General features: G+C 64.4%; 22 protein-coding genes and 1 riboswitch. Of the genes, 10 read left to right on the top strand and 12 right to left on the bottom strand.

Annotated elements, in window-relative coordinates; all coding sequences use genetic code 11:
* Positions 1-27 precede the first annotated feature (27 nt).
* The 3 genes from ASD45_RS06810 to ASD45_RS06800 all read left to right on the top strand — a co-directional run bounded on the left by ASD45_RS06810 (position 28) and on the right by ASD45_RS06800 (position 2,717).
* Positions 28-1,656, top strand: a complete 1,629-nt coding sequence (locus tag ASD45_RS06810; RefSeq protein WP_056910793.1) for a tetratricopeptide repeat-containing glycosyltransferase family protein — start codon at positions 28-30, stop codon at positions 1,654-1,656.
* 123 nt (positions 1,657-1,779) lie between these two features.
* Positions 1,780-2,295 (top strand): DNA starvation/stationary phase protection protein, encoded by a 516-nt coding sequence (locus ASD45_RS06805; protein ID WP_056910792.1) that lies wholly within the window; start codon positions 1,780-1,782, stop codon positions 2,293-2,295.
* A 14-nt stretch (positions 2,296-2,309) separates the two neighbouring features.
* On the top strand, positions 2,310-2,717 hold the full coding sequence (locus tag ASD45_RS06800; RefSeq protein ID WP_056910791.1) for a DUF4260 domain-containing protein: 408 nt from the start codon (positions 2,310-2,312) through the stop codon (positions 2,715-2,717).
* A 20-nt stretch (positions 2,718-2,737) separates the two neighbouring features.
* Here the strand turns inward: ASD45_RS06800 and ASD45_RS06795 are convergent, their stop codons facing one another.
* Positions 2,738-3,712 carry a hypothetical protein gene (locus ASD45_RS06795; RefSeq protein WP_056910790.1) on the bottom strand — a complete coding sequence of 325 codons (975 nt, stop codon included), beginning with the start codon at positions 3,710-3,712 and terminating at the stop codon, positions 2,738-2,740.
* 92 nt (positions 3,713-3,804) lie between these two features.
* Positions 3,805-3,947: riboswitch (FMN riboswitch) on the top strand.
* 73 nt (positions 3,948-4,020) lie between these two features.
* Between ASD45_RS06795 and ASD45_RS06790 the strand changes: the two genes are divergently transcribed.
* A complete protein-coding gene (locus ASD45_RS06790) occupies positions 4,021-4,488 on the top strand; it encodes a 6,7-dimethyl-8-ribityllumazine synthase (RefSeq protein ID WP_056910789.1) in 468 nt (155 codons plus the stop codon).
* A 42-nt stretch (positions 4,489-4,530) separates the two neighbouring features.
* On the opposite strand, the gene ASD45_RS06785 is transcribed toward ASD45_RS06790, so the two are convergent.
* On the bottom strand, positions 4,531-5,436 hold the full coding sequence (locus ASD45_RS06785; RefSeq protein WP_056910788.1) for a LysR family transcriptional regulator: 906 nt from the start codon (positions 5,434-5,436) through the stop codon (positions 4,531-4,533).
* 137 nt (positions 5,437-5,573) lie between these two features.
* Between ASD45_RS06785 and ASD45_RS06780 the strand changes: the two genes are divergently transcribed.
* Positions 5,574-6,056, top strand: a complete 483-nt coding sequence (locus ASD45_RS06780) for a DoxX family protein (protein WP_056910787.1) — start codon at positions 5,574-5,576, stop codon at positions 6,054-6,056.
* 54 nt (positions 6,057-6,110) lie between these two features.
* Here ASD45_RS06780 and ASD45_RS06775 read toward each other — a convergent pair whose 3' ends face one another.
* From ASD45_RS06775 to ASD45_RS06765, 3 genes are all read right to left on the bottom strand, one after another.
* A complete protein-coding gene (locus tag ASD45_RS06775; RefSeq protein ID WP_162249388.1) occupies positions 6,111-7,214 on the bottom strand; it encodes a DUF2336 domain-containing protein in 1,104 nt (367 codons plus the stop codon).
* A 324-nt stretch (positions 7,215-7,538) separates the two neighbouring features.
* On the bottom strand, positions 7,539-8,315 hold the full coding sequence (locus ASD45_RS06770) for an ATP12 family protein (RefSeq protein ID WP_056910785.1): 777 nt from the start codon (positions 8,313-8,315) through the stop codon (positions 7,539-7,541).
* Positions 8,308-9,021, bottom strand: a complete 714-nt coding sequence (locus ASD45_RS06765; protein ID WP_348271216.1) for an HAD-IA family hydrolase — start codon at positions 9,019-9,021, stop codon at positions 8,308-8,310. The genes ASD45_RS06770 and ASD45_RS06765 overlap by 8 nt, the downstream gene beginning before the upstream one ends.
* Before the next feature lie 358 nt (positions 9,022-9,379).
* On the opposite strand from ASD45_RS06765, the gene ASD45_RS06760 reads away from it, so the two are divergent.
* From ASD45_RS06760 to ASD45_RS06745, 4 genes are all read left to right on the top strand, one after another.
* The gene (locus ASD45_RS06760) at positions 9,380-11,182 is read left to right on the top strand and encodes an FAD-dependent oxidoreductase (protein ID WP_056910784.1); all 1,803 of its coding nucleotides are present in this window, start codon (positions 9,380-9,382) and stop codon (positions 11,180-11,182) included.
* Complete coding sequence (locus tag ASD45_RS06755) at positions 11,152-12,996, top strand: 2-oxoacid:acceptor oxidoreductase subunit alpha (protein ID WP_056910783.1); 1,845 nt, start codon at positions 11,152-11,154, stop codon at positions 12,994-12,996. The genes ASD45_RS06760 and ASD45_RS06755 overlap by 31 nt, the downstream gene beginning before the upstream one ends.
* Positions 12,993-14,048, top strand: coding sequence for a 2-oxoacid:ferredoxin oxidoreductase subunit beta (locus ASD45_RS06750; protein ID WP_056910782.1), 1,056 nt, complete (start codon positions 12,993-12,995; stop codon positions 14,046-14,048). Before ASD45_RS06755 ends, ASD45_RS06750 begins: the two co-directional genes overlap by 4 nt.
* Positions 14,049-14,210: 162 nt before the next feature.
* Positions 14,211-15,158 (top strand): aldo/keto reductase, encoded by a 948-nt coding sequence (locus tag ASD45_RS06745; protein WP_056910781.1) that lies wholly within the window; start codon positions 14,211-14,213, stop codon positions 15,156-15,158.
* Here ASD45_RS06745 and ASD45_RS06740 read toward each other — a convergent pair.
* The 6 genes from ASD45_RS06740 to ASD45_RS06715 form a co-directional block, all read right to left on the bottom strand.
* Positions 15,155-15,634, bottom strand: coding sequence for a hypothetical protein (locus ASD45_RS06740; protein ID WP_056910780.1), 480 nt, complete (start codon positions 15,632-15,634; stop codon positions 15,155-15,157). The two genes, ASD45_RS06745 and ASD45_RS06740, sit on opposite strands and share 4 nt — an antisense overlap.
* A 105-nt stretch (positions 15,635-15,739) precedes the next feature.
* Positions 15,740-16,954 (bottom strand): GGDEF domain-containing protein, encoded by a 1,215-nt coding sequence (locus ASD45_RS06735; RefSeq protein WP_056910779.1) that lies wholly within the window; start codon positions 16,952-16,954, stop codon positions 15,740-15,742.
* Positions 16,955-17,060: 106 nt separating this feature from the next.
* The gene (locus tag ASD45_RS06730; protein ID WP_056912633.1) at positions 17,061-17,588 is read right to left on the bottom strand and encodes an SRPBCC family protein; all 528 of its coding nucleotides are present in this window, start codon (positions 17,586-17,588) and stop codon (positions 17,061-17,063) included.
* Positions 17,589-17,593: 5 nt separating this feature from the next.
* A complete protein-coding gene (locus ASD45_RS06725; RefSeq protein WP_056910778.1) occupies positions 17,594-18,085 on the bottom strand; it encodes an SRPBCC family protein in 492 nt (163 codons plus the stop codon).
* The gene (locus ASD45_RS06720) at positions 18,082-18,558 is read right to left on the bottom strand and encodes an SRPBCC family protein (protein ID WP_056910777.1); all 477 of its coding nucleotides are present in this window, start codon (positions 18,556-18,558) and stop codon (positions 18,082-18,084) included. The genes ASD45_RS06725 and ASD45_RS06720 overlap by 4 nt, the downstream gene beginning before the upstream one ends.
* Positions 18,551-18,868 (bottom strand): helix-turn-helix domain-containing protein, encoded by a 318-nt coding sequence (locus tag ASD45_RS06715; protein ID WP_056910776.1) that lies wholly within the window; start codon positions 18,866-18,868, stop codon positions 18,551-18,553. The genes ASD45_RS06720 and ASD45_RS06715 overlap by 8 nt, the downstream gene beginning before the upstream one ends.
* A 118-nt stretch (positions 18,869-18,986) precedes the next feature.
* On the opposite strand from ASD45_RS06715, the gene ASD45_RS06710 reads away from it, so the two are divergent.
* Positions 18,987-19,823, top strand: coding sequence for a formate/nitrite transporter family protein (locus ASD45_RS06710; RefSeq protein WP_056910775.1), 837 nt, complete (start codon positions 18,987-18,989; stop codon positions 19,821-19,823).
* Between the two features lie 5 nt (positions 19,824-19,828).
* On the opposite strand, the gene ASD45_RS06705 is transcribed toward ASD45_RS06710, so the two are convergent.
* Entirely contained in the window at positions 19,829-20,260 is a 432-nt protein-coding gene (locus ASD45_RS06705) for a hypothetical protein (RefSeq protein ID WP_056910774.1), read from the bottom strand.
* Between the last annotated feature and the right edge of the window lie 10 nt (positions 20,261-20,270).

Here is a 20,270-nt window from a genome sequence, read left to right as displayed (position 1 = left end):
CCGCCAATCCCCCCTAGAAGCCCGGACATGACCGAGCCGAACACCGCGCCGCAGACCATCGCCCAGATCCTGCAACAGGGCCTGTTTCACCACCGCCAGGGCCAACTGCGTCCGGCGATGGAGCGGTATATGGAGGTGCTGCGGATCAATCCCGAGCACGCCGAAGCGCTGTATTACTGCGCCGTGGTCGCCTGCGCCGAAGGCCAGTACAAGGAAGGCGTCGATGTCGTGCGCCGCGCCATCAAGTTCGGCCCGGCCACCGCCAAGATGTACAATGTGCTCGGCCAGGCGCTGGACCGGCTCGGCGAGCCGCTCGAGGCGATCAAGGCGATCGACCAGGCCATCGCCCTGGACCCCAACCTCGCCGCCGCCCACGGCAACCGCGGCAGCATCCTGGTCGATGCCGGCCTGCCGATGGAGGCGTTGAAGAGCTTCGACCGCGCGCTCGAGCTCGATCCGGCCTCGGCTACCGACCTGCTCAACCGCGGCGCGCTCTACGAGTCGATCGGCCGCCCGGCCGAGGCGCTCAAGGACTACGACAAGGCCATCGTCTGCGCGCCGGGCGAACCTGGCATCTACATGAACCGCGGCCAGGTGTTGAAGGATCTCGGCCTCATCGAGCTGGCGCAGGGCGCCGCCGAGAGCCGGCGCTTCGCCGAAGCCATCGCGTCCTACGACCAGGCGATCAAATACTCCGCGCGCATGCATGAGGCCTTCGCCGCGCGCGGCCAGATCAAGATGATGCTCGGCGACTGGCCGGCGGGCTTTGCCGATTACGACCACCGCGGCCAACTGGCGAAGCCGACCTACAAGGCCCTGCCCGATCCGCGCTGGCACGGCGAGAAGCGCGACGGCGAACGCATCGTGCTGGTCGCCGAGCAAGGCCTCGGCGATACCATCCAGTTCGGGCGACTAGCTCCATGGCTGGCGTCGCAAGGCCATGACGTGACGCTGCTGGTGCGGCCGGGCCTGAAGGCGCTGCTGTCGACGCTCAAGGGCGTGACGATCGCCACCAGCGAAGACGAGCTGCGCGAAAGCGACAAGCCGCTGCGCTGGGCGCCGCTGATGAGCGTGCCGGGCCTGATGCAGATCACGCCGGACACCATGCCGGGGGCAACGCCTTATCTCGCCGCCGAACCGGCGTTGATCGAGAAGTGGCGCGAGACGCTTGGACCGACGAAAGGACTGCGCATCGGCATCAACTGGGCGCCGGGTCACGCCGACCGCACGCAAACTTCGCGCCGCGACATTCCGCTCGCCGCTTTCAAGGCAGTCGCCGACCTGCCGAATGTCGAACTGATCGCGCTGCAGAAAGGCGCGCCGCTGGAGCAGATCCGCGGCGTGTCGTTCCGCGATCAGATCAAAACCGTCGATGCCGACAACGACGCCAAGGCGCCGCTCTTCCTCGACACCGCGGCAGTGATTCAGAACCTCGACCTGGTGATCGGCTGCGACACCTCGATCGTGCATCTGGCCGGCGCGCTGGCGCGGCCGGTATTCACGCTGGTGCCGGTGATCTCGGACTGGCGCTGGATGATCTCGCGCGACGATACGCCGTGGTACGAGACCATGCGCGTCTTCCGGCAGGACGCCAGCGGCGACTGGGCCAAGTTGATGACTCAGGTGGCGGCGGCCGCCGGCGCGCTGCGCAACTAGCCTTGCGTATAGGGCGACCAGCCATAAGGCGGTAGCAGCCAGTCCCAAGTGGTCATGGAACTTTCGAGGTTCCGGACTATTATCGCCGTGGTTCCAGTCCGAAAAAACATAAGGATCTGCGTCATGGCTCCTCCCACCACTCCGCGCCTGAAAACCCCGAGCGATCTCGGCGACAACGCCCGCAAGGACATCTCCGGCGCCATCAATGCGATCCTCGCCGACTCCTTCGCGCTCTATGTGAAGACCAAGAACTTCCACTGGCACATCAGCGGCCCGCATTTCCGCGACTATCACCTGCTGCTCGACGAGCAGGCCGCGGAAATTTTCGCCACCACCGACGAACTCGCCGAGCGCGTGCGCAAGATCGGCGGCAACACTCTGCGCTCGATCGGCGACATCGCCAAGAAGACGCGCATTGCCGACAACGACGCGCCTTATGTGTCGCCGGAAGACATGCTGGCCGAATTGCGCGAGGACAATCAAGCCGTCGTCAAGGCGATGCGCGAGGCGCACGGCCTGTGCGACGAACATGAAGACGTCGCCACCGCGAGCCTGCTGGAGAACTATATCGACGCCGCCGAAAAGCGCGTCTGGTTCCTGTACGAAATCGGCCGCAGGGGCTCGCCCGACGGGCATTGAGGCCGGCGGGGACGATGGGCGTGACAGGTATGGTCAGCGGCGTGCCGCGCCTGCTGCTGCGCGCGGAAGGCGCCGCGGTGCTCATCGTGGCGGCTGTGCTTTACCGCGCAACCGGTGAGTCATGGTGGCTCTTCGCCGTGCTCTTTCTGGCGCCCGATCTCAGCTTCCTCGGCTATCTCGCCGGCCCGCGCGCCGGGGCTATTGCCTATAATTGCGCGCATACGCTCATTGGACCGGCGGCGCTTGGCGTCGCCGGTTTCTTTGCCGCCGATAAATTGATCACGGCGCTGGCGCTGATCTGGGCCGCGCATATCGGCTTCGATCGGCTGCTCGGCTACGGCCTCAAATATGCGGCCGGCTTCGGCCTCACCCACCTCGGCCGCATCGGTCGAGACGCCAGGTCTTCGCAAGCGCCCGAGTGAGTGCAGCCTTCAGCCCCGCGTCACGCGGCGGCCTTTTCCTTTTCCGGAATGGCGCGCATGTGCTTGTTGAAGGTCCACAGGCCGAAGGCGATGGCCAGCATCAAGACGCCGCCGAGCAGCACCGACACCGGCGTGGCGCCGAGGCGCTCGAACCACTGCGTATAGAAATGGATGGCGCCGAAGGCGGCGGCGGTGTTGATGAGCCAGCGCCGGTTCACCGTCACCGCCCACATCGCCGCGCCGATCAGCACCACCGCCCAGCCGATGCTGAATACATACGCCGGGATGACGATGTTGCTCATCATCTCGATCGGGTTGTGATCCTTGAAGCCGCGCAGCAGGAACAGCGGATCGCCCCACAGCGAGCCGACCCAGAAGCCGAAATTGACGAGCAGGATCGAGGTACGCGCCACCATGATGGCGAGCCGCTCGTAATCCGCCCTGAGGCGCAGCGAGCCCCAATAAGCGAACGTCGCCAGCGCCGAGAACAACACGATGGTGAGGCTCGGCTCGAAGATGGCCAGGGAATAAGTTGCATGCTCGTAGCCGGTGCGCGCGCCGAGCGTCGCCGACAGCGCGATCACGGCGAGCGCGGCGAGCAGGCTGGAGCGCGCGGCGATCGCGGCTGCTGCCAGCGCCGCGGTGACAATCAGCATTGATGCCACCGAGCCTTCCGCCTGGCCGATGACGCCGCCGGAGAACATCAGCGCGCCGGTGACCAGGCAGATTTGGCCGAACACCGCCCACTGCGTGACGTTGTTGAGCACCACCGCAAGGCCGAGCGCGAACATGACGAGACCGACGGCGATGACGGTCGGCGCCGACGGCAGCAGCGCCACCGCGCCGGCGGCGATCGAAACGACGCCGAAGCCGATGAGAATGTTGACGGCCAGCGAACCGGTCTCGTGCGCCGCCAGCTCCTTGAGCCGCGCCGCCTCCTCCGCCGTCAGCTTGCCGTCCTCGACCAGCTTGGACAGATCGAGCGTGATTTTCATGCGGGCCCCCGTGCCATGCGCGCAGGGTATCACAGGTCGACGGTGCCCGGCCTCGATTGACAGGCCCGGGTCTCATGCCAATAGATGGCCGCGACAGTTCTCAGGGCGGGGTGAAAGTCCCCACCGGCGGTAAGGGAGTTTCTCCCAAGCCCGCGAGCGCCTGCCAGCGGCAGGGTCAGCAGATCCGGTGCGACTCCGGAGCCGACGGTTAAAGTCCGGATGGAAGAGAACGTGCAAGGCACCCGCCGTGAGGCGGGCGTTGCGCTTTGCATCGCGCCCTGAATCCGTCGTGTGACAGAGGAAGGGCCATGGATCAGAAGACCTATACCGGGAAAAAGAAGATCGCCGTTTTGCGCGCCCGCTGGCACGCCGATATCGTCGATCAATGCGTGAACGCGTTCACAGCCGAGCTCGGCGCTTTGAGCCAGGGCGGCTGCGAGGCCGAAGTCTTCGATGTGCCCGGCGCCTATGAAATCCCGCTGTTCGCCAAACGGCTGGCGCAGTCCGGGCGCTATGCCGCGGTCCTCGGCTGCGCCTTCGTCGTCGATGGCGGCATCTATCGCCACGACTTCGTCGCCTCCTCCGTGCTCAACGGCATGATGTCGGTGCAGCTCGAGACCGGCGTTCCGGTATTGTCGGCCGTGCTGACGCCGCACCATTTCCAGGAGACGGCGGAGCATCGGCGCTTCTTCACCGAGCACTTCAAGGTGAAGGGTCAGGAAGCGGCCAAGGCCTGCGTCGAGATTCTGGCCGCGCATGCGCTGGCGGCGGCATGAATGTTTCCGCCTCTCCCGTACACGGGGGAGCGGCGAAAGACATCATTCATCCCAATACGGTTTCGGCCCGAAGCGCTGTGACAGGAAATCGACGAAGGCGCGCACCTTCGGCGACAGATGCCGCGCCGTCGGATAGACCGCGTTCAGGGTCAGGTCCTGGCTGATGTAAGGCTCGAGCACGCTGACCAGCGTGCTCGCCTTGAGATCTTCGCCGACGATGAATGTCGGCAGATGCACGAAGCCATGACCGCGCAGCGCCGCAACGCGCAGCATGTCGCCATTGTTGGCGCTCATGCGGCCATTGACTTCGACCGGCCATGGTGTGCCGTCGGGGTGAATGAAGCGCCATTCGCGCGTGATGGTGATGTTGGTGTTGCTCAGACAGTCATGCGACTTGAGGTCGTCGGGCGTTTTCGGAACGCCACGCGCTTTCAGGTAATCCGGGCTGGCGCAGAGTACGCGGCGGATCACGGCGAGCCGCCGGGCCACCAGGCTTGAATCGGTGAGGCTGCCGATGCGCACCGCGACATCCACGCCCTCGTCGACCAGATCGACGAAGCGATCGGTCAGGGTGACGTCGAGTTCGACTTCCGGATAGAGGCTGAGGAAATCGCCGAGCGCCGCGGCGAGATGCAGGAAGCCGAAGCTCATCGGCGCGTTGACGCGCAGACGGCCGCGCGGCGCGGCCTGCAACTGAGTGACCGAGGCATTGGCCTCCTGGAGGTCGGCGAGGATGCGGCTGGCGCGCTCGTAATAGCTGCGGCCGGCCTCGGTCAGGGTCAGGGAGCGCGTGGTGCGGTGGAGTAGCCGGGCGCCGAGATCGGCCTCCAGCGCCGCGACATGACGGCTGACGGCCGATTTCGACGAGCGCAGCCGCCGGGCGGCCTCCGAAAAGGACTGTGTTTCCGCGACCTTGGCGAAGGCTTCGAGTGCAGCGAGGCGGTCCATGATTGTCCCATATATCGCAACAGTCTTGTTCCAATAACACGGATTGTTGCATTTCGATATATGGCCTAGATCTCTCGCCATGAACCGGGCGGATCACCGCCCCGGCCCCACGAATTCAAACCCTGCTGGAGGCGACCATGACCACCGCGACCTATTCCAACACTCCCTCGACCGTCCGCCCGATCATCCCGGCGCTGGCCCCCGTTACCAGCGCCCTCGCCCCGCTCGGCGAGCCGCTGGTCCGCATCGCGGCCGGCCTCGCGCTGGTGCCGCACGGCGCGCAGAAGCTGTTCGGCGCTTTCGGCGGCTACGGCGTCGAAGCCACCGGCCAATTCTTTGCCGCCAAGCTCGGCCTGCCGGCCTCGCTGGCGCTGGTCGCCGGCGTGATCGAATTCTTCGGCGGTCTCTTTCTCGCCGCGGGCTTCCTCACCCGTCCGGTGGCGGCGCTGGTGACCGGCCTGATGGCGGTGGCGGTCGTCACCGTGCATCTGCCCGCCGGCTACTTCTGGACCGATGGCGGCTACGAATACCCGCTGCTGTGGGGCATCGTCGCGCTGTCCTTCGTGCTGCGCGGCGGCGGCCGCTACTCGGTCGATGCGGCAATCGCCCGCGAGTTCTAATCGCTGATTGAGTGACGACGACGAAGGGCGGATGCGATGAGCATCCGCCCTTTTCTAATTGGCCGCGGCGCCCGGCATCGCGCCTGTGACGTCACGCACCTTCATGAAACGGAGCGTCCGCTGCGCTACGCTCTGCGAAATGCGCAGGAACGAGGTCTTGGCTTCGGCCAATTCTCCGTCGGTAAGCGCATGGTGGCTGAAGCGTACATTTAGAATGGCAGCCACAGTCGGCCAACTCAGCTTGGACGCCTTGCAGGCGACAATGAGGCCTTCGGCGCTGACGCCCTGCATGAGCTTCTCGATGATCTCGGTGGAGACGCCACAGAACAAGGCAAGGGTCGCGACAACTTCGTCCTGACGCTGGTCGTTGGCGAAACCGAGCAAGGCAGCTTCGGTCAATTGCCCCTGGCGATTGAGCTCGAACACCGCGCCGTTGGCCGCAGTGTAGTCGCGCGGCCTCTCGGCCTCGAGTGTAATGCGACTGGCGATCTCGTCCAACGCCAACTGAATATCGGCGCGCCGTTCCGGCGGTGCGGCTGCAAGAAGCTTGGAGCGCACGATCGCAGTCGCCTGGGCCAGTAGGCGGCGCAGCAGATTGAGCGGGATGTCGAGGCGCTTCCCGACCCATTCAGCGAGCGAGTCGTCGCCTTCCGCACGCCTGACGAGATCGGCAAAGCCATCCTCGGAGAAGCGCGCGCCACGGTTCTGCGCCAGCGCATGGGCAACGGCGACCTGCCCTCGCTTGAGCAGAACGTCGGTAAGATCTTCCGACAGCGCGGTCCGGTGAGAGATGGCGAGCAGATAGTCCTGGTCGCGCGATCTGGCGACGTCGATCAGATCGGCGTCGCCGAGCCGTGGCGAATGCGTCAGCACCGGTCCAGCAACCGCGATCTCGTCGTGACGGGTCAGATTTCGGATCATTTCCAGCGGCGCGTTCTCAATATGCGCCATCTGGCCGCCGAGCCGAACCAGCGCTCTGGTCTCGACACGCATGATCAGGTGAACGAGCACGTCGTCGAAAACCCGAACCTGCTCGTCGTTGAGCCTATCGGCTTGGCCAAGAAACAGATCGGTGACACGCCGCAGGGTTTCGGTCCGTCGCTCCGGTGTCCCGGTGGTGAGCGCGTCCTCAAGGTCTCCGAGAAGGGAATTGGCCATTAAAGACATTGGAAAACACTCCGACATTCAGGCACGCACCTATGGCGCGCGCACCGCGCCAACACCCCCATTTCGATCGAATGATCAACTTACGCGTGAATAAAAACATACTGCTCGCCGACTTAACGACGGTTTAATGACACCACTAATCTAGGTTGTATTTGAGTGAATTCTTGTAATCCATCGCCGCGATGGAAATATTAAACAAGCCGCAGAGCGCGGCAAAATGCCAATTCCGCACGAGATTATCGGCTCGATAAATCGACGATATTTATAGTATCAATAACGCGCATACGGTATCTGGCACCCGACCGGAACGACGCGCTACGGCGACAGCCGCAATACGCTCGCCGCCGCTTCGTATTCGGCAAAACGCGCAGCGCGGCGCGCGATGGCCATCTCATCGCGGCCCCATTGCGTCATCTGCCAGTCCTCATCGACATGCGCCGCGGCCCATAAGCGTTCGGCGTCGAAAGCGCGCGCATTGAGCGCCAGCGCAATCAGCGCCGACCCGGTGATGCTGGTGATCGACGCCGCCGCGCCGAGCCGCCACGGCTCGCTGGGGATCGCGTTGCGCGCGGCGACAATCGATTCCGCCGGCTGCTCGGCGAACACAATGCCTTCGATCAGCACGAAGCGCGCGCCCAGCTCATCGCGCGCCCAATCGAGCACCGGATCCCACAATTCATTCTGCCGCGCGACCAGACCCTGCGGCTCGTCTGCGCGGTAACAGACAAGATCGGAGCCGAGATATTTCGCGATCTCGTCGATCACCGGCTGCGGCGCGGGAGCAATGCCGTCGATCACCACGTTGGCGAGCCGCGTCAACGGCATACTCGCCGGATCGATCTCGGTCGCCTGCGCGTCCCACTCGCTGACAATCAGATCCGCGAGCGCGGCCGACGGCGCCGCCAAAGTGCGCCGTGCCGGGGTCTTCACCGGCTTGCCATCGAGCAATAACGGGTAGCCTTCTTCCGTCGCTTCGCCGCGCTGTGCTTCCGTGTAGAAGCGCTTGCGCAACGCCTGCTTGGCACCCTGCCGCGCCGACACCATCGGATCGGCCGGTTGGTTCTCGAAAATGTCCTCGAGCAGATCACGCATGATCGGCCCTCGCCTTGGCGGACGATGAAGCAACCGATGTCTCCGACCACAGACGCGTCAGCGCCGGATCGAGCGCCGCAAAGTCATCGACCACGGCATGGGCGCCGGCGTCATGCAGATCGGCCACCGGGTGATAGCCCCAGGCGACGCCGATGGCGTTCGCACCGGCGGCGCGTCCCATCTGCATGTCGAAGGCGGTATCGCCGATCATCACCGTATTCTCCGGGGTGACGCCGGTCTCGCGCATTGCCGACAGCACCATGTCCGGATGCGGTTTCGACGGCGAGGTGTCGGACGTCTGGACGGTGACGAAAATATCGTCCCAGCCATGTTGCTCGACCATCGCCGCAACGCCGCGGCGCGACTTGCCGGTGGCAATGCCGAGCACGACATCCTCGCGCTGCCGCAAGGTTGCGAGCGCGGCGGCTGCGCCGGGATACAGCGCCGCCTTCCACACGCCGGCGGCGCGCATCGTCGAGAACGTATCCTTGTAGGCGGCGACCAGACCGTCGATCGGATGATCCTGCCCCAGTGACAGTTGCTGGAAGGCATGCGGCAGCGACAGGCCGATGATGGCGCGCACTGCCTCAGGCGCCGGACAGACAAGCCCCTGCGCCGCATAGGCCTGCGTCATGGCGGCGCAGATCATGTGCTGGCTGTCCACCAGCGTTCCGTCGACATCGAACAGGATCAGCTTCATCGTCATTCGGCTAACAATCTCGTGAACAGGCGCGCCACATTTGTGCGACGCAATAGCCGCGTCCCCTTACCGCAGGTCGGGCGAGAAAAACAGCCATGGCGCGGGGCACAATTAAGCATCCCCGGGCGGATTGCACCGTTCCCCCGCCTCTGCCCGCCGTGTTCCGGCGCCGTCAACCGGCCCGGCCAGTTGCCCCCAGCGACGCACCCCCAGGCCGTAGCCTAAATTTATTCTAAGTCATATGATGACTTCACGGAGTCGGTCCAGACTAACGAGACCGGCCCGGGGGAGACGGCCGCAGCGAGCGGCTGCGCGCGGGTGCGGCGCCAGAGTGACGTCGCGTGAAGCGCGTATCGAGGACGCGATGAAAAGCACGGACATTTCCGACCCGCAGTACTTCCACAAGGTCGTGGATTGCCAATATGCCTGCCCGGCACACACGCCCGTTCCCGAATATATAAGATTGATCGCGCACGGGCGTTACGACGACGCCTACATGATCAATTGGCAGTCGAACGTGTTTCCGGGAATTCTCGGACGCACCTGCGACCGCCCGTGCGAGCCCGCCTGCCGGCGCGGCCGCGTCGAAGCCGAACCGGTGGCGATCTGCCGCCTCAAGCGCGTCGCCGCCGATTTCAAGGACGACATCACGGCGCGCCTGCCCAAGCCCGCGCAGCGCAAGAACGGCAAGAAGGTTGCTCTGGTCGGCGGCGGCCCCGCCTCGCTCACCGTGGCGCGCGATCTCGCCCCTCTCGGTTACGAGTGCGTGGTGTTCGATGGCGATCATAAAGCCGGCGGCATGATCCGCTCGCAGATCCCGAAATTCCGCCTGCCCGACAGCGTCATCGACGAGGAGACGGGGTACATCCTCCATCTCGGCGTGGAATTCCGCGGCGGCACGCGCATCGACTCGATGAAGAAGCTGCTCGCAGAAAACTTCGACGCCATCTTCGTCGGCACCGGCGCACCGCGCGGCCGCGATCTCGACATTCCCGGCCGCAAGGAAGCGGCCGCCAACATCCATATCGGCATCGACTGGCTGTCGTCGGTGTCGTTCGGTCACATCAGCAAGATCGGAAAGCGCGTCATCGTGCTCGGTGGCGGCAATACTGCGATGGACTGCTGCCGCTCGGCGCGCCGTCTCGGCGGCGACGATGTGCAGGTGGTGGTGCGCTCCGGCTTCGAGGAGATGAAGGCGAGCCCTTGGGAAAAGGAAGACGCCCAGCACGAAGGCATTCCGATCCACAATTACCTGGTGCCGAAGGAATTCACCCACGAGAACGGCAAGCTCACCGGCATTACCTTCGAGAAGGTGAAGGCGGAGTTCGATGCCAAGGGCCGGCGCAAGCTGGTGTCGGCGGGCGAACCCGATCAGCATTTCCCCTGCGACGACGTGCTGGTCGCGGTCGGCCAGGAAAATGCCTTCCCGTGGATCGAGCGCGACTGCGGCATCGAGTTCGGCGACTGGGACATGCCCAAGGTCGATGCCGTCACCTTCCGCTCGACGCATCCCAAGGTGTTCTTCGGCGGCGACGCCGCCTTCGGCCCGAAGAACATCATCTGGGCGGTGGCGCATGGCCACGAAGCCGCGGTGTCGATCGACAAGATGCTCAACGGTGAAGACATCGCTGACCGGCCCCTGCCCGCCGTCGAGGTGGTCAGCCAGAAGATGGGCATCCACGAATGGTCCTATGACAATGCCATCGAGCCAGACCACCGCTACAAGGTGCCGCTGCGCGACAAGGCGATCGCGCTCAAGGACATCAAGGCCGAGGTCGAACTCGGCTTCGACGTCGACCTGGCCCTGAAGGAGGCCGGCCGCTGCCTGAACTGCGATATACAGACGGTGTTCGCGGCGCAGCTGTGCATCGAGTGCGATGCCTGCGTCGATATCTGCCCGATGGACTGCATCACCTTCACGCCGAACGCTGACGAGAAAGAACTGCGCCAGCATCTCAAGGCGCCGGCGCTCAACCTCACCCAGGATCTCTATGTGCAGGACGGCCTCAAGACCGGCCGCGTCATGGTCAAGGACGAGGACGTCTGCCTGCATTGCGGCCTGTGCGCCGAACGCTGTCCGACCGGCGCCTGGGACATGCAGAAATATCTGCTGGAAATGACACACGCAGGAACGTCATGCCGACCGCCGCGCCGCTCAGCCGCATAAACGACTTCGTCGTCCGCTTCGCCAACGTCAATGGCTCCGGCTCGGCCAGCGCCAACGAGATGTTCGCCCGCGCCATCATGCGCATGGGCATTCCGGTGGCGCCGCGCAATATCTTCCCGTCGAACATCCAGGGCCTGCCGACCTGGTACGAAGTCCGCGTCTCGGAGGACGGCCACCTCGGCGCCCGCGGCGGCACCGATTTGATGGTGGCGATGAACCCGCAGACCTTCGACAAGGATATCGCCTCGATCGAGCCCGGCGGCTACCTGCTCTACGACTCCACCAAGCCCTACCCGGCTTCGAAATTCCGCGACGACATCACCGTGATCGGCGTGCCGCTGACCGCGATCTGCAACCGCGAATACACCGATCCGCGGCAGCGGCAGCTGTTTAAGAACATCATCTATATCGGCGTCCTCACCGCGCTGATCGACATGGACGTCGCTGCGGTCGAAAAGCTGATCACCGAGCAGTACAAGGGCAAGGACAAGCTGATCGCGCCCAACATCAAGGCGCTGCACATCGGCCGCGACTACGCCATCCTCAATCTGCCGCACCCGATCGGCCTCAAGCTGCGCAAGGCCGACAAGGTCGGCGACAAAATCTTCGTCGAAGGCAACGCCGCGGCCGCGTTAGGAGCCGTCTATGGCGGCGCCACGGTGTGCGCCTGGTATCCGATCACGCCGTCGTCGTCGCTGGCGGACGCCTTCACCAAGCACTGCGCCAAGCTGCGCGTCGATCCGCAGACCAAAAAGGCGAAATACGCCATCATCCAGGCCGAGGACGAACTGGCCTCGATCGGCATGGTGATCGGCGCCGCCTGGAACGGCGCGCGGGCGTTCACCGCTACCTCCGGCCCCGGCATCTCGCTGATGCAGGAGTTCATCGGCCTTGCCTACTTTGCGGAAATCCCGGCGGTGATTTTCGACGTGCAGCGCGCCGGCCCCTCGACCGGCATGCCGACGCGCACGCAGCAATGCGACCTCATCTCCTGCGCCTATGCCTCGCACGGCGACACCAAGCACATCATGGTGTTTCCGGAGAACCCGGCCGAGGCCTTCGAGATGGGCGCGCAGGCCTTCGATCTCGCCGACCGGCTGCAGACGCCGGTCTTCGTCATGCTCGATCTCGAGATCGGCATGAACCATCACCTCACCCGGCCTTTCACTTGGGACGACGCCAAGGTCTATGACCGCGGCAAGGTGATGACGGCCGAGGAACTGGAAGCCGGCAAGGACTTCGGCCGCTATCTCGACGTGGATGGCGACGGCATCCCCTACCGCACCTATCCGGGCACCCACCCGACCAAAGGCTCGTTCTTCACCCGCGGCACCTCACGCGACCGCTACGCCAAATACACCGAGGAAGGCGCGCCCTATGTCGACAACATGCAGCGGCTGCTGCGCAAGTTCGAGACGGCGAAGGACGTCGTGCCGAAGCCGCTGATCGCCAATGCGGCCAAGCCGACCAAATACGGCGTCCTTTATTTCGGCTCGACCGCGCCGGCCATGGACGAAGCCATCCACATGATCGAGAGCCGCGGCCACGCCATCGACCGCATGCGGCTACGCGGCTTCCCGTTCCACTCCTCTGTCAACTCCTTCGTCGCCGACCACGATTTCATCTTCGTGGTCGAGCAGAACCGCGACGCGCAGATGCGTTCGCTGATCGTCAACGAATGCGGCATCGACCCGGTGCGGCTGGTGCCGATCCTGCATTTCGACGGCACGCCGATCACCGCCCGCTTCATCGCCAAGGCGATCGGCGATCACCTCGACCAGATGACGATGAAGCCCGCAAAGGTGGCCTCATGACCTATCTCGCCAAGCCGAAATTCCATCACCCGGGCCTGCCGAAAAACGAGCTCGGCTACACCCACCGCGACTACGAGGGCACGGTATCGACCTTGTGCGCGGGCTGCGGCCACGACTCCATCACCGGCGCCATCATTCAGGCCTGCTTCGAACTGGCCATCGAGCCGCACCGCGTCGCCAAGATATCCGGCATCGGCTGCTCGTCGAAGACGCCGACCTATTTCCTCGGCAATTCGCACGGCTTCAACTCGGTGCATGGCCGCATGCCGTCGGTGCTGACCGGCGCCAACCTTGCCAACCGCGACCTGATCTATCTCGGCGTGTCGGGTGACGGCGACAGCGCCTCGATCGGCCTCGGCCAGTTTGCGCATTGCCTGCGGCGCGGCGTCAACATGACCTATATCGTCGAGAACAACGGCGTCTACGGCCTGACCAAGGGCCAGTTCTCGGCCACCGCCGACCGCGGCTCGAAGTCGAAGCGCGGCGTGACCAATACCGACAATTCCATCGATATGGTCGCCATGGCTCTGCAACTCGGCGCTTCCTTCGTCGCCCGCTCCTTCTCCGGCGACAAGGAGCAACTGGTGCCGATCATCAAGGCGGCCATCGCGCATCAGGGCGCCGCCTTCATCGACGTCATCAGCCCCTGCGTCGCCTTCAACAACCACGCCGGTTCGACCAAGAGCTTCGATTTCGTGCGCGAGCACAACGAGGCGGTGAACCGGCTCGACTTCATCTCGACCCGCATGCCGATCGGCCTGCAGCAGGAGCCCGGCACCGTGGAAATCGTCGAGCAGCACGACGGCTCGCGGATCGCGTTGCGCAAGCTCGACGCCGACTACGAGGTGCACGACCGCGCCGCCGCGCTCGGCTTCCTGCAGCATCATGCGGCCAAGGGTCAGATCGTCACCGGTCTGCTATTCGTCGAGAAGGAGGCGCAAGACCTCCACGCCCATCTCGACACCGTCGAGGAACCGCTGAACAAGCTCGGCGAGAAGGAACTGTGCCCGGGCTCCGCGGTGCTCGGTCAAATCAACGCGGGCCTGCGCTGAGCCGACAACCCTCCTCTGTCATGGCCGGGCTTGTCATCGACGCCACACCGGCCTCATGGTGAGGAGCCCGCGCAAGCGGGCGTCTCGAACCATGTGGCCGCCCCATCTTTCGAGACGGCCGCTTTGCGGCCTCCTCAGGATGAGGCGGAAGAAGGTCTCTCCATGCAACATCGCCCCCTCGGCCAATCCGGCCTGTCCATCGCGCCGCTGATGCTCGGCGGCAACGTGTTCGGCTGGAGCACGGATGAGGCGACGTCGTTCCGCCTGCTCGATGCTTTCGCCGACGCCGGCTTCAACGCCATCGACACGGCGGACAGCTATTCGCGCTGGGTGCCCGGCCATACCGGCGGCGAGTCCGAAACCGTGATCGGCAACTGGATGAAGAAATCCGGCAAGCGCGGCAAGATGGTGATCGCGACCAAGGTCGGCTCCGACATGGGCCAAGGCAAGTGCCTGAAGAAGGACTACATCCTCCAATCCGCGGATGCGTCGCTCAAGCGCCTGCAGGTCGAGACCATCGATCTCTACCAGAGCCATTTCGACGACGAGGTGACGCCGGTCGAGGAAACGCTCGAAGCCTATGGACAGCTCATCAAGGCCGGCAAGGTGCGCGCCATCGGCGCCTCGAACCTGACGCCGGCGCGGCTGAAGGCTTCGCTCGAGGCGAGCCGCCAGGGTCAGCCGCGTTACGAGACCTTGCAGCCGAACTACAATCTCTACGACCGCGCCGGCTACGAACGCGACTACGCGCCGATCGTGGCGGCGGAGAAGCTCGGCGTCATTCCCTACTATGCGCTCGCGGCCGGCTTTCTCACCGGCAAGTACAAAACAAAGGCGGATGCCGAGAAGAGCCCGACGCGCGGCGGCAAAGTGAAAAACTATTTCGACGCGCGTGGTGTCGCCGTGCTCAAGGCGCTCGACGAAGTCGCCAAGGCGAAGTCCGCGACGCCGGCTCAAGTCGCCCTCGCCTGGCTGATGGCGCGGCCGGGCATTTCCGCGCCGATCGCGTCGGCAACCAGCCTCGACCAGCTCAACGACATCCTCGGCGCGGCGAAGCTCGACCTGTCGCGCGCGGACATCGCCGCCCTCGACCAGGCAAGCGCCTATTAGCGGCGGAAATCCAGCCGGCCGTGCGGGAAGCAGCCGTCGATGCGCGTCAGGTCGACGATGCGACCGACCCATGGCCGCTGAATGCCGGGATCGGTCAGGTTGATGTATTTGCCAACGAGCCGGCCGCCGTCTTCACATACGGCCTCGATCAGGCCATGGCGGCGGCCGCCATCCCAGTCGAAACGCAAATAGAGCCGGTCGCCGTTCACGCGAACTTCGGCCCTGCCCTGCTTCCATTTCTCGGGTGCATCGCCGGCTATGGTCGGATCGGCGCCACCGTTCCAGCGGCTGGACCACGCGCCTTCGAGCGGGTCGGAGTGAAGTTCTGCAGCCCACGCCGATGCGTTGACGTCATCGGCCCCGCCCGCAAGCGTCGCCGTCGCCGCGAATGCAGTCACGTCGCTTCCGTCCGGCGCCGGAACATCGGCGGTGCCGAATGGGTTGCGGATGATGATGCGAGTGCCCTGTTGGGTCATTGGTTACTCCGGCATGCGTTAAAGCTGCGCGGTAACTAACGACTCCGGCAGGATCCGCCGACCCGATTTCTGAATTGTTCGAGCAGGCCGTGGCGCGGCGACCGCTCACGCGGCGCGGGCGATCGCCGGCTTGGTCGGCAGCTGACCGACCTTGATCTGATTTCGTCCTGCCGCTTTCGCCGCGTAAAGCAATTCGTCAGCATAGGCGACGAGGCCTTCAGGGGCCCCCGACGGCTGTCTGGCGGTGGCGATGCCGATACTCAGCGTAAGCCGCGGTCCCGCCGGCGAACGCGGATGATCGATCCACGCATCCTTGAGCGCGGCGGCGATCTTTTCGGCGACGGCCAGAGCGCCGGCCGAGCCGACGTCGGCGAGCAGACAGACGAATTCCTCGCCGCCATAACGCGCGACAAGATCGCCGGGACGGCGAACCGTATCCGTCAGCAGATGCGCGACTTCGCGCAGGCAGGCATCGCCCTGCGGATGGCCGCAGTGATCGTTGTAGGCCTTGAAGTGATCGACATCGATCATCAGCAGCGACAGCGGCACGGAATTGCGCTGACAGCGGCGCCATTCGCGCGCCAGCGTCTCGTCGAAGCGGCGGCGGTTGGCGATACCGGTCATCGCGTCGGTGGACAGGAGTTGCTGCAGCACCAGCTTCTGCGCGAATTCCGAGCGCTGGCTGCGATGCAAGGCATTGGCCGCGGTCAGGCCAAGCGCGTTGGCGAGCAGCATCCACAGGACGCCGCGATAGATTTCAACGCCTGGCACCGCCGTTTGCGCCAGAAGTCCCCACCAGACCGGCGCCACGATGGAAAATATGGTCGCCAGCGCCACCGCCAGCACGAAGCGCACCGGCAGATAAAGATAGATGATGAAGATGATGGTCACCATCAGCGGCAACCACATTGCCAGCGTGCCGGGCTGAAACGTCAGCATCAGCAGGCGAATAGTGATCCCGCAGGTGCAGACGCAGAGCACGGTGATTTCCAGCTTCTCCGGCGTGCGCATCCGGAAAAAGATGGCCATCGAAATCAGCGGCAGGAGGAACGAGACCAGCGGCGGATAGAGCCACTCCGTGGCCTGGCCCTGGAAGACATGGGCGTAAAGCCGGCCGAGAAAGATCAGCGCGCCGGTGGCCGAGGCCAGCGACATCACGATGAAGAGACGCCGACGATCGTCGGGAAATCGCTGCAGCCGAAAGGTGCGCTCATGCTCCGGATCGGCCAGCCGCGCGGTCCATCGCGTCACGGCAACCGGTTGTGCCGCCGCCATGGCGGCAGCGATATCGTCGATTCTGGTGCTTGCTGACGCGTCCATGAATCCCCGGCCGGTCCCCCTTGTCCGCACGGTATAGGAGTGAGCCGTTGACAAACTCCTAGCAACGCTCAGGGGGCGTTCAGCAATCAACCCTTCCGGAGGTAATCTATTCCGCAAGCCACGGCTTTTCGGCCACAGCCTTGTTGACCGCTTCGATCATGCCTGGCGGCGGCCCCTGCTGGTCCAACGTCAGCGTGTTTCCGGTCTCAAGTAGCGACTTGAGGTTGGACAGCACCGCCGGCCAGCCCGACCGGCCGCCGGCCAGGATGGCGTCCGGCACGTCCCAGGAATGGGATTCGGTCATGGTCAGCCGCACCGCCTTGCCCGCCGGTTCGATGTCATAAGTGACGATGCATTCCGGCATCTGGTCGAAGGGCGGCATGCCCTCGATCAGCCAGGTGCAGGACAGCCGGCGCGGCGGCGACCAGTCGAGCACCTCGCCGCTGCCATGAACGCCGCCGTCCGGATAAAGGATGCGGAAGGCGCCGCCCGTGCGCGGCTCGACCTTGACGGCAAAACCGAAGAAGTACTGGCGTGAGAATTCCGCATCCACCAGTGCCTGCCACACCTTCTCGGGCGTGGCGGCGATGTAGATCACGTAGACCGTCTTCGGCTTGAACCTGGCGACGTCCACCATCGTCAGGCCTCGGCAGCGGCGCGCTTCTGCGCCTCCTCGTTCCAGGACGGATCGAGGCCCTTCCCGGTCTCCAGGAAGCTCTTCAGCGACGACAGCACCGCCGGCCAGCCGGCCGAGATCATCTCGAACAGCTTGGAGCCCTCGTCGAACTCGTCATGGACGATGGTCAGTTTGGTTTGCCCCTTGAACGGTTCGAGCGTGAAAGTCACTCGCGACGCGCGTTCGTCCGTCATGTCGCGGTATAGCGGCTTCCAGGCATAGGCCAGCTTCTTCGGCGGATCGCTTTCGATGATCGGATCGTCATGGGCGAGCTTGCCGGCGGGATTGTGCGCCGTCATGCGGCCGCCCTTTCCGCCATCAGCCTGCACGCGGTACCCGAACCAGTATTTTTCGCTGATGTCCGGTTTGGTGAGCGCCTGCCAGATTTTCTCGGGACTGGTGGCAATATAGGTGACGTAGACGAAGCTCGGCTTCGAATTTGCAGTTGCGTTCATGCTGACACCTTCCCGGAAAACGCAATATCGCCGGTCTCGAGAAGCGACTTGAGATTGGCGATAACCTTGGGCCAGCCGCCGGACACGGCTTCGATCATCGGCGCGCCCTGCGCCGTTTCGGCTTCGTGCGTGATGGTGAGCTTGACCGCCCGGCCGCCGAAGTCGGGATAGTAGTCGGCAAGCTCGATCTCCATGGTGCAGCGAGTGAAGCCGGCGGCTTTCAGCTCCGGCTTGAACTCGTTGCGCCAATGAATGACCAGCCGCTTCGCCGGCACGGCTTCGAGGATCTCGCCGGTATCGGCGGTGCGACCGTCGGTGAATTTGAGCATCCACGGCGAGCCGGTCCTGAAATCGGATTCGACCCTGACGCCGAGCCAGAATTTCTCGACCGTTACCGGATCGGTCAGCGCCGCCCACAGCTTTTCCGGTGTGGTGCGGATGTAGGTCACGTAGACAAATGTCGGTTTACTCATCGCCACTCTCCAACGCCTTCTTCAACTCGCTCAACGCGTCAAGGCGCGAGCGTTCGAACTTGCCGATCCAGCGCTCCGCGATCTCGTGGATCGGCACCGGATTGAGATAGTGCAGCTTCTCGCGGCCGCGCTTTACGGTCGCGATCAGGTTCGCCTCCTCCAGGAGGGCGAGATGCTTGCTCACCGCCTGTCGGGTCATGCCGGGCACGCCGGCGCAGAGCTGGTTCAGCGTCTGGCCGTTGTCGGCACGCAGCCGGTCGAGAAGGTCTCGCCGGCTCGCATCGGCCAGGGCTTTGAACACCAGATCCATGATGACAATATGCAACCATTTGGTTGCCTGTCAAGCGGCGATGATGCGTTCCGGGGAGGAACTCCGGCTTGGAGGGCGCGTTGTCAGCGGAACTTCTCCCCACCGGCGGACCACGAACATGGCGAAGCGGACATCTCCGGCCTCGAAGCACGGCCGCGGCATCAGCGAGAGCGAAGTCCGCGACGTCGAGGAATTATCGACGCCGCGCTCGCCTGTGATTTACGAAGTGGTGCGCCGCCTCGGCGATGAGGAAATGGAGCGGCCAGCGACCTCGCTGTGGTGGTCGGGTGTCGCTGCCGGATTGTCGATCAGCCTCTCCGTTGTCGCCGAGGCGATCCTTGAAACGCATCTGCCCGACGCGCCGTGGAAGCCGCTGGTGACGCATCTCGGCTACAGCGTCGGCTTCCTCGTCGTGATCCTGGCGCGGCAGCAATTGTTCACCGAGAGCACAATCACAGCCGTCCTGCCGGTCCTGAAGGACCTCAATAGAGTAACGCTCTGGCGCATGGCGCGGCTGTGGGCGATCGTGCTTGCCGCCAATCTCGTGGGCACCCTGGTCGCCGCGCTGTTTTTCAGCCTGACGCCGGTGCTGTCCTCCGAATTGATGCACGGCATGGTGACGGTCAGCCGCGCGCTGCTCGAGCTCGGCATGACGCGCATGTTTTTTGCCGGCATCGCCTCGGGCTTTCTCATCGCCTCGATGGTGTGGATGCTTCCGAGCGCCGAGAGCAGCAAATTCGCGGTCATTACGCTGATGACTTATCTGATCGCCGCCGGCGGCTTCACGCACATCGTCGCAGGTTCGCTCGAAGCCTACATGCTGGTCATCGCCGGCGACTGGGCGTGGTGGCAGGCCATCGTCAAGTTCATGCTGCCGGTGCTGGCGGGCAACATGGTCGGCGGCACCGCGCTGTTCGCCGTGCTGTCCTATGCGCAGGTCAAGGATGAGATCTAGACGCGCTACTGCGTGACGCAAGAGCCGAGATAAGCCGACGGGTTGCCGGCCTGGGCGCCATAGGTGCCGAGCTGGTTGGCGCAGCGAACCGCGCGATCCTGGCCAGTCTCGATCCCGTTGGGACCAGACGGCGACAGCGTCGGAATATTCGGCAAGACGCGGCCGGTCTCCGGAACGACAATAGCCGGCGGCACATCGGCCCCCGGCGCCGGCGGAACCACGGCCGGCGGCGAGCGATACAGCCGGGCGTCGCGGGGCGACTGATATTTCGGCGGCAGCCACGGTTCGGGCCTGGGCTGCGGCCTGTGATGTGGCGCCGCACCGGGTTCGGGCTTCAGAATGTTGTAGGGATTGTCCAACGATTGCGCATGCACCACCGGCGCCGCGGCAAGCAGTCCCGACAACAACAAAACCATGGTGATTATCTGGCGGCGCATGATGGCAACG

It is taken from the genome of Pseudolabrys sp. Root1462, from assembly GCF_001426945.1.
GTDB lineage: Bacteria > Pseudomonadota > Alphaproteobacteria > Rhizobiales > Xanthobacteraceae > Pseudolabrys.
The sequence above is the reverse complement of the archived record's forward strand: the minus strand, read 5'-3'. Positions and strand labels throughout refer to the sequence as shown.

What these genes read in the sequence shown, in the direction of transcription:
- ASD45_RS06800 (WP_056910791.1), top strand. Translation starts at nt 2,310, where the DNA reads ATGGGCGTGACAGGTATGGTCAGCGGCGTGCCGCGCCTGCTGCTGCGC.
- ASD45_RS06790 (WP_056910789.1), top strand. Translation starts at nt 4,021, where the DNA reads ATGGATCAGAAGACCTATACCGGGAAAAAGAAGATCGCCGTTTTGCGC.
- ASD45_RS06750 (WP_056910782.1), top strand. Translation starts at nt 12,993, where the DNA reads ATGACCTATCTCGCCAAGCCGAAATTCCATCACCCGGGCCTGCCGAAA.
- ASD45_RS06780 (WP_056910787.1), top strand. Translation starts at nt 5,574, where the DNA reads ATGACCACCGCGACCTATTCCAACACTCCCTCGACCGTCCGCCCGATC.
- ASD45_RS06720 (WP_056910777.1), bottom strand. Translation starts at nt 18,558, where the DNA reads ATGAGTAAACCGACATTTGTCTACGTGACCTACATCCGCACCACACCG.
- ASD45_RS06740 (WP_056910780.1), bottom strand. Translation starts at nt 15,634, where the DNA reads ATGACCCAACAGGGCACTCGCATCATCATCCGCAACCCATTCGGCACC.
- ASD45_RS06810 (WP_056910793.1), top strand. Translation starts at nt 28, where the DNA reads ATGACCGAGCCGAACACCGCGCCGCAGACCATCGCCCAGATCCTGCAA.
- ASD45_RS06765 (WP_348271216.1), bottom strand. Translation starts at nt 9,021, where the DNA reads ATGACGATGAAGCTGATCCTGTTCGATGTCGACGGAACGCTGGTGGAC.
- ASD45_RS06760 (WP_056910784.1), top strand. Translation starts at nt 9,380, where the DNA reads ATGAAAAGCACGGACATTTCCGACCCGCAGTACTTCCACAAGGTCGTG.
- ASD45_RS06770 (WP_056910785.1), bottom strand. Translation starts at nt 8,315, where the DNA reads ATGCGTGATCTGCTCGAGGACATTTTCGAGAACCAACCGGCCGATCCG.
- ASD45_RS06735 (WP_056910779.1), bottom strand. Translation starts at nt 16,954, where the DNA reads ATGGACGCGTCAGCAAGCACCAGAATCGACGATATCGCTGCCGCCATG.
- ASD45_RS06745 (WP_056910781.1), top strand. Translation starts at nt 14,211, where the DNA reads ATGCAACATCGCCCCCTCGGCCAATCCGGCCTGTCCATCGCGCCGCTG.
- ASD45_RS06710 (WP_056910775.1), top strand. Translation starts at nt 18,987, where the DNA reads ATGGCGAAGCGGACATCTCCGGCCTCGAAGCACGGCCGCGGCATCAGC.
- ASD45_RS06755 (WP_056910783.1), top strand. Translation starts at nt 11,152, where the DNA reads ATGCCGACCGCCGCGCCGCTCAGCCGCATAAACGACTTCGTCGTCCGC.
- ASD45_RS06785 (WP_056910788.1), bottom strand. Translation starts at nt 5,436, where the DNA reads ATGGACCGCCTCGCTGCACTCGAAGCCTTCGCCAAGGTCGCGGAAACA.
- ASD45_RS06805 (WP_056910792.1), top strand. Translation starts at nt 1,780, where the DNA reads ATGGCTCCTCCCACCACTCCGCGCCTGAAAACCCCGAGCGATCTCGGC.
- ASD45_RS06715 (WP_056910776.1), bottom strand. Translation starts at nt 18,868, where the DNA reads ATGGATCTGGTGTTCAAAGCCCTGGCCGATGCGAGCCGGCGAGACCTT.
- ASD45_RS06705 (WP_056910774.1), bottom strand. Translation starts at nt 20,260, where the DNA reads ATGCGCCGCCAGATAATCACCATGGTTTTGTTGTTGTCGGGACTGCTT.
- ASD45_RS06725 (WP_056910778.1), bottom strand. Translation starts at nt 18,085, where the DNA reads ATGAACGCAACTGCAAATTCGAAGCCGAGCTTCGTCTACGTCACCTAT.
- ASD45_RS06775 (WP_162249388.1), bottom strand. Translation starts at nt 7,214, where the DNA reads ATGGCCAATTCCCTTCTCGGAGACCTTGAGGACGCGCTCACCACCGGG.
- ASD45_RS06795 (WP_056910790.1), bottom strand. Translation starts at nt 3,712, where the DNA reads ATGAAAATCACGCTCGATCTGTCCAAGCTGGTCGAGGACGGCAAGCTG.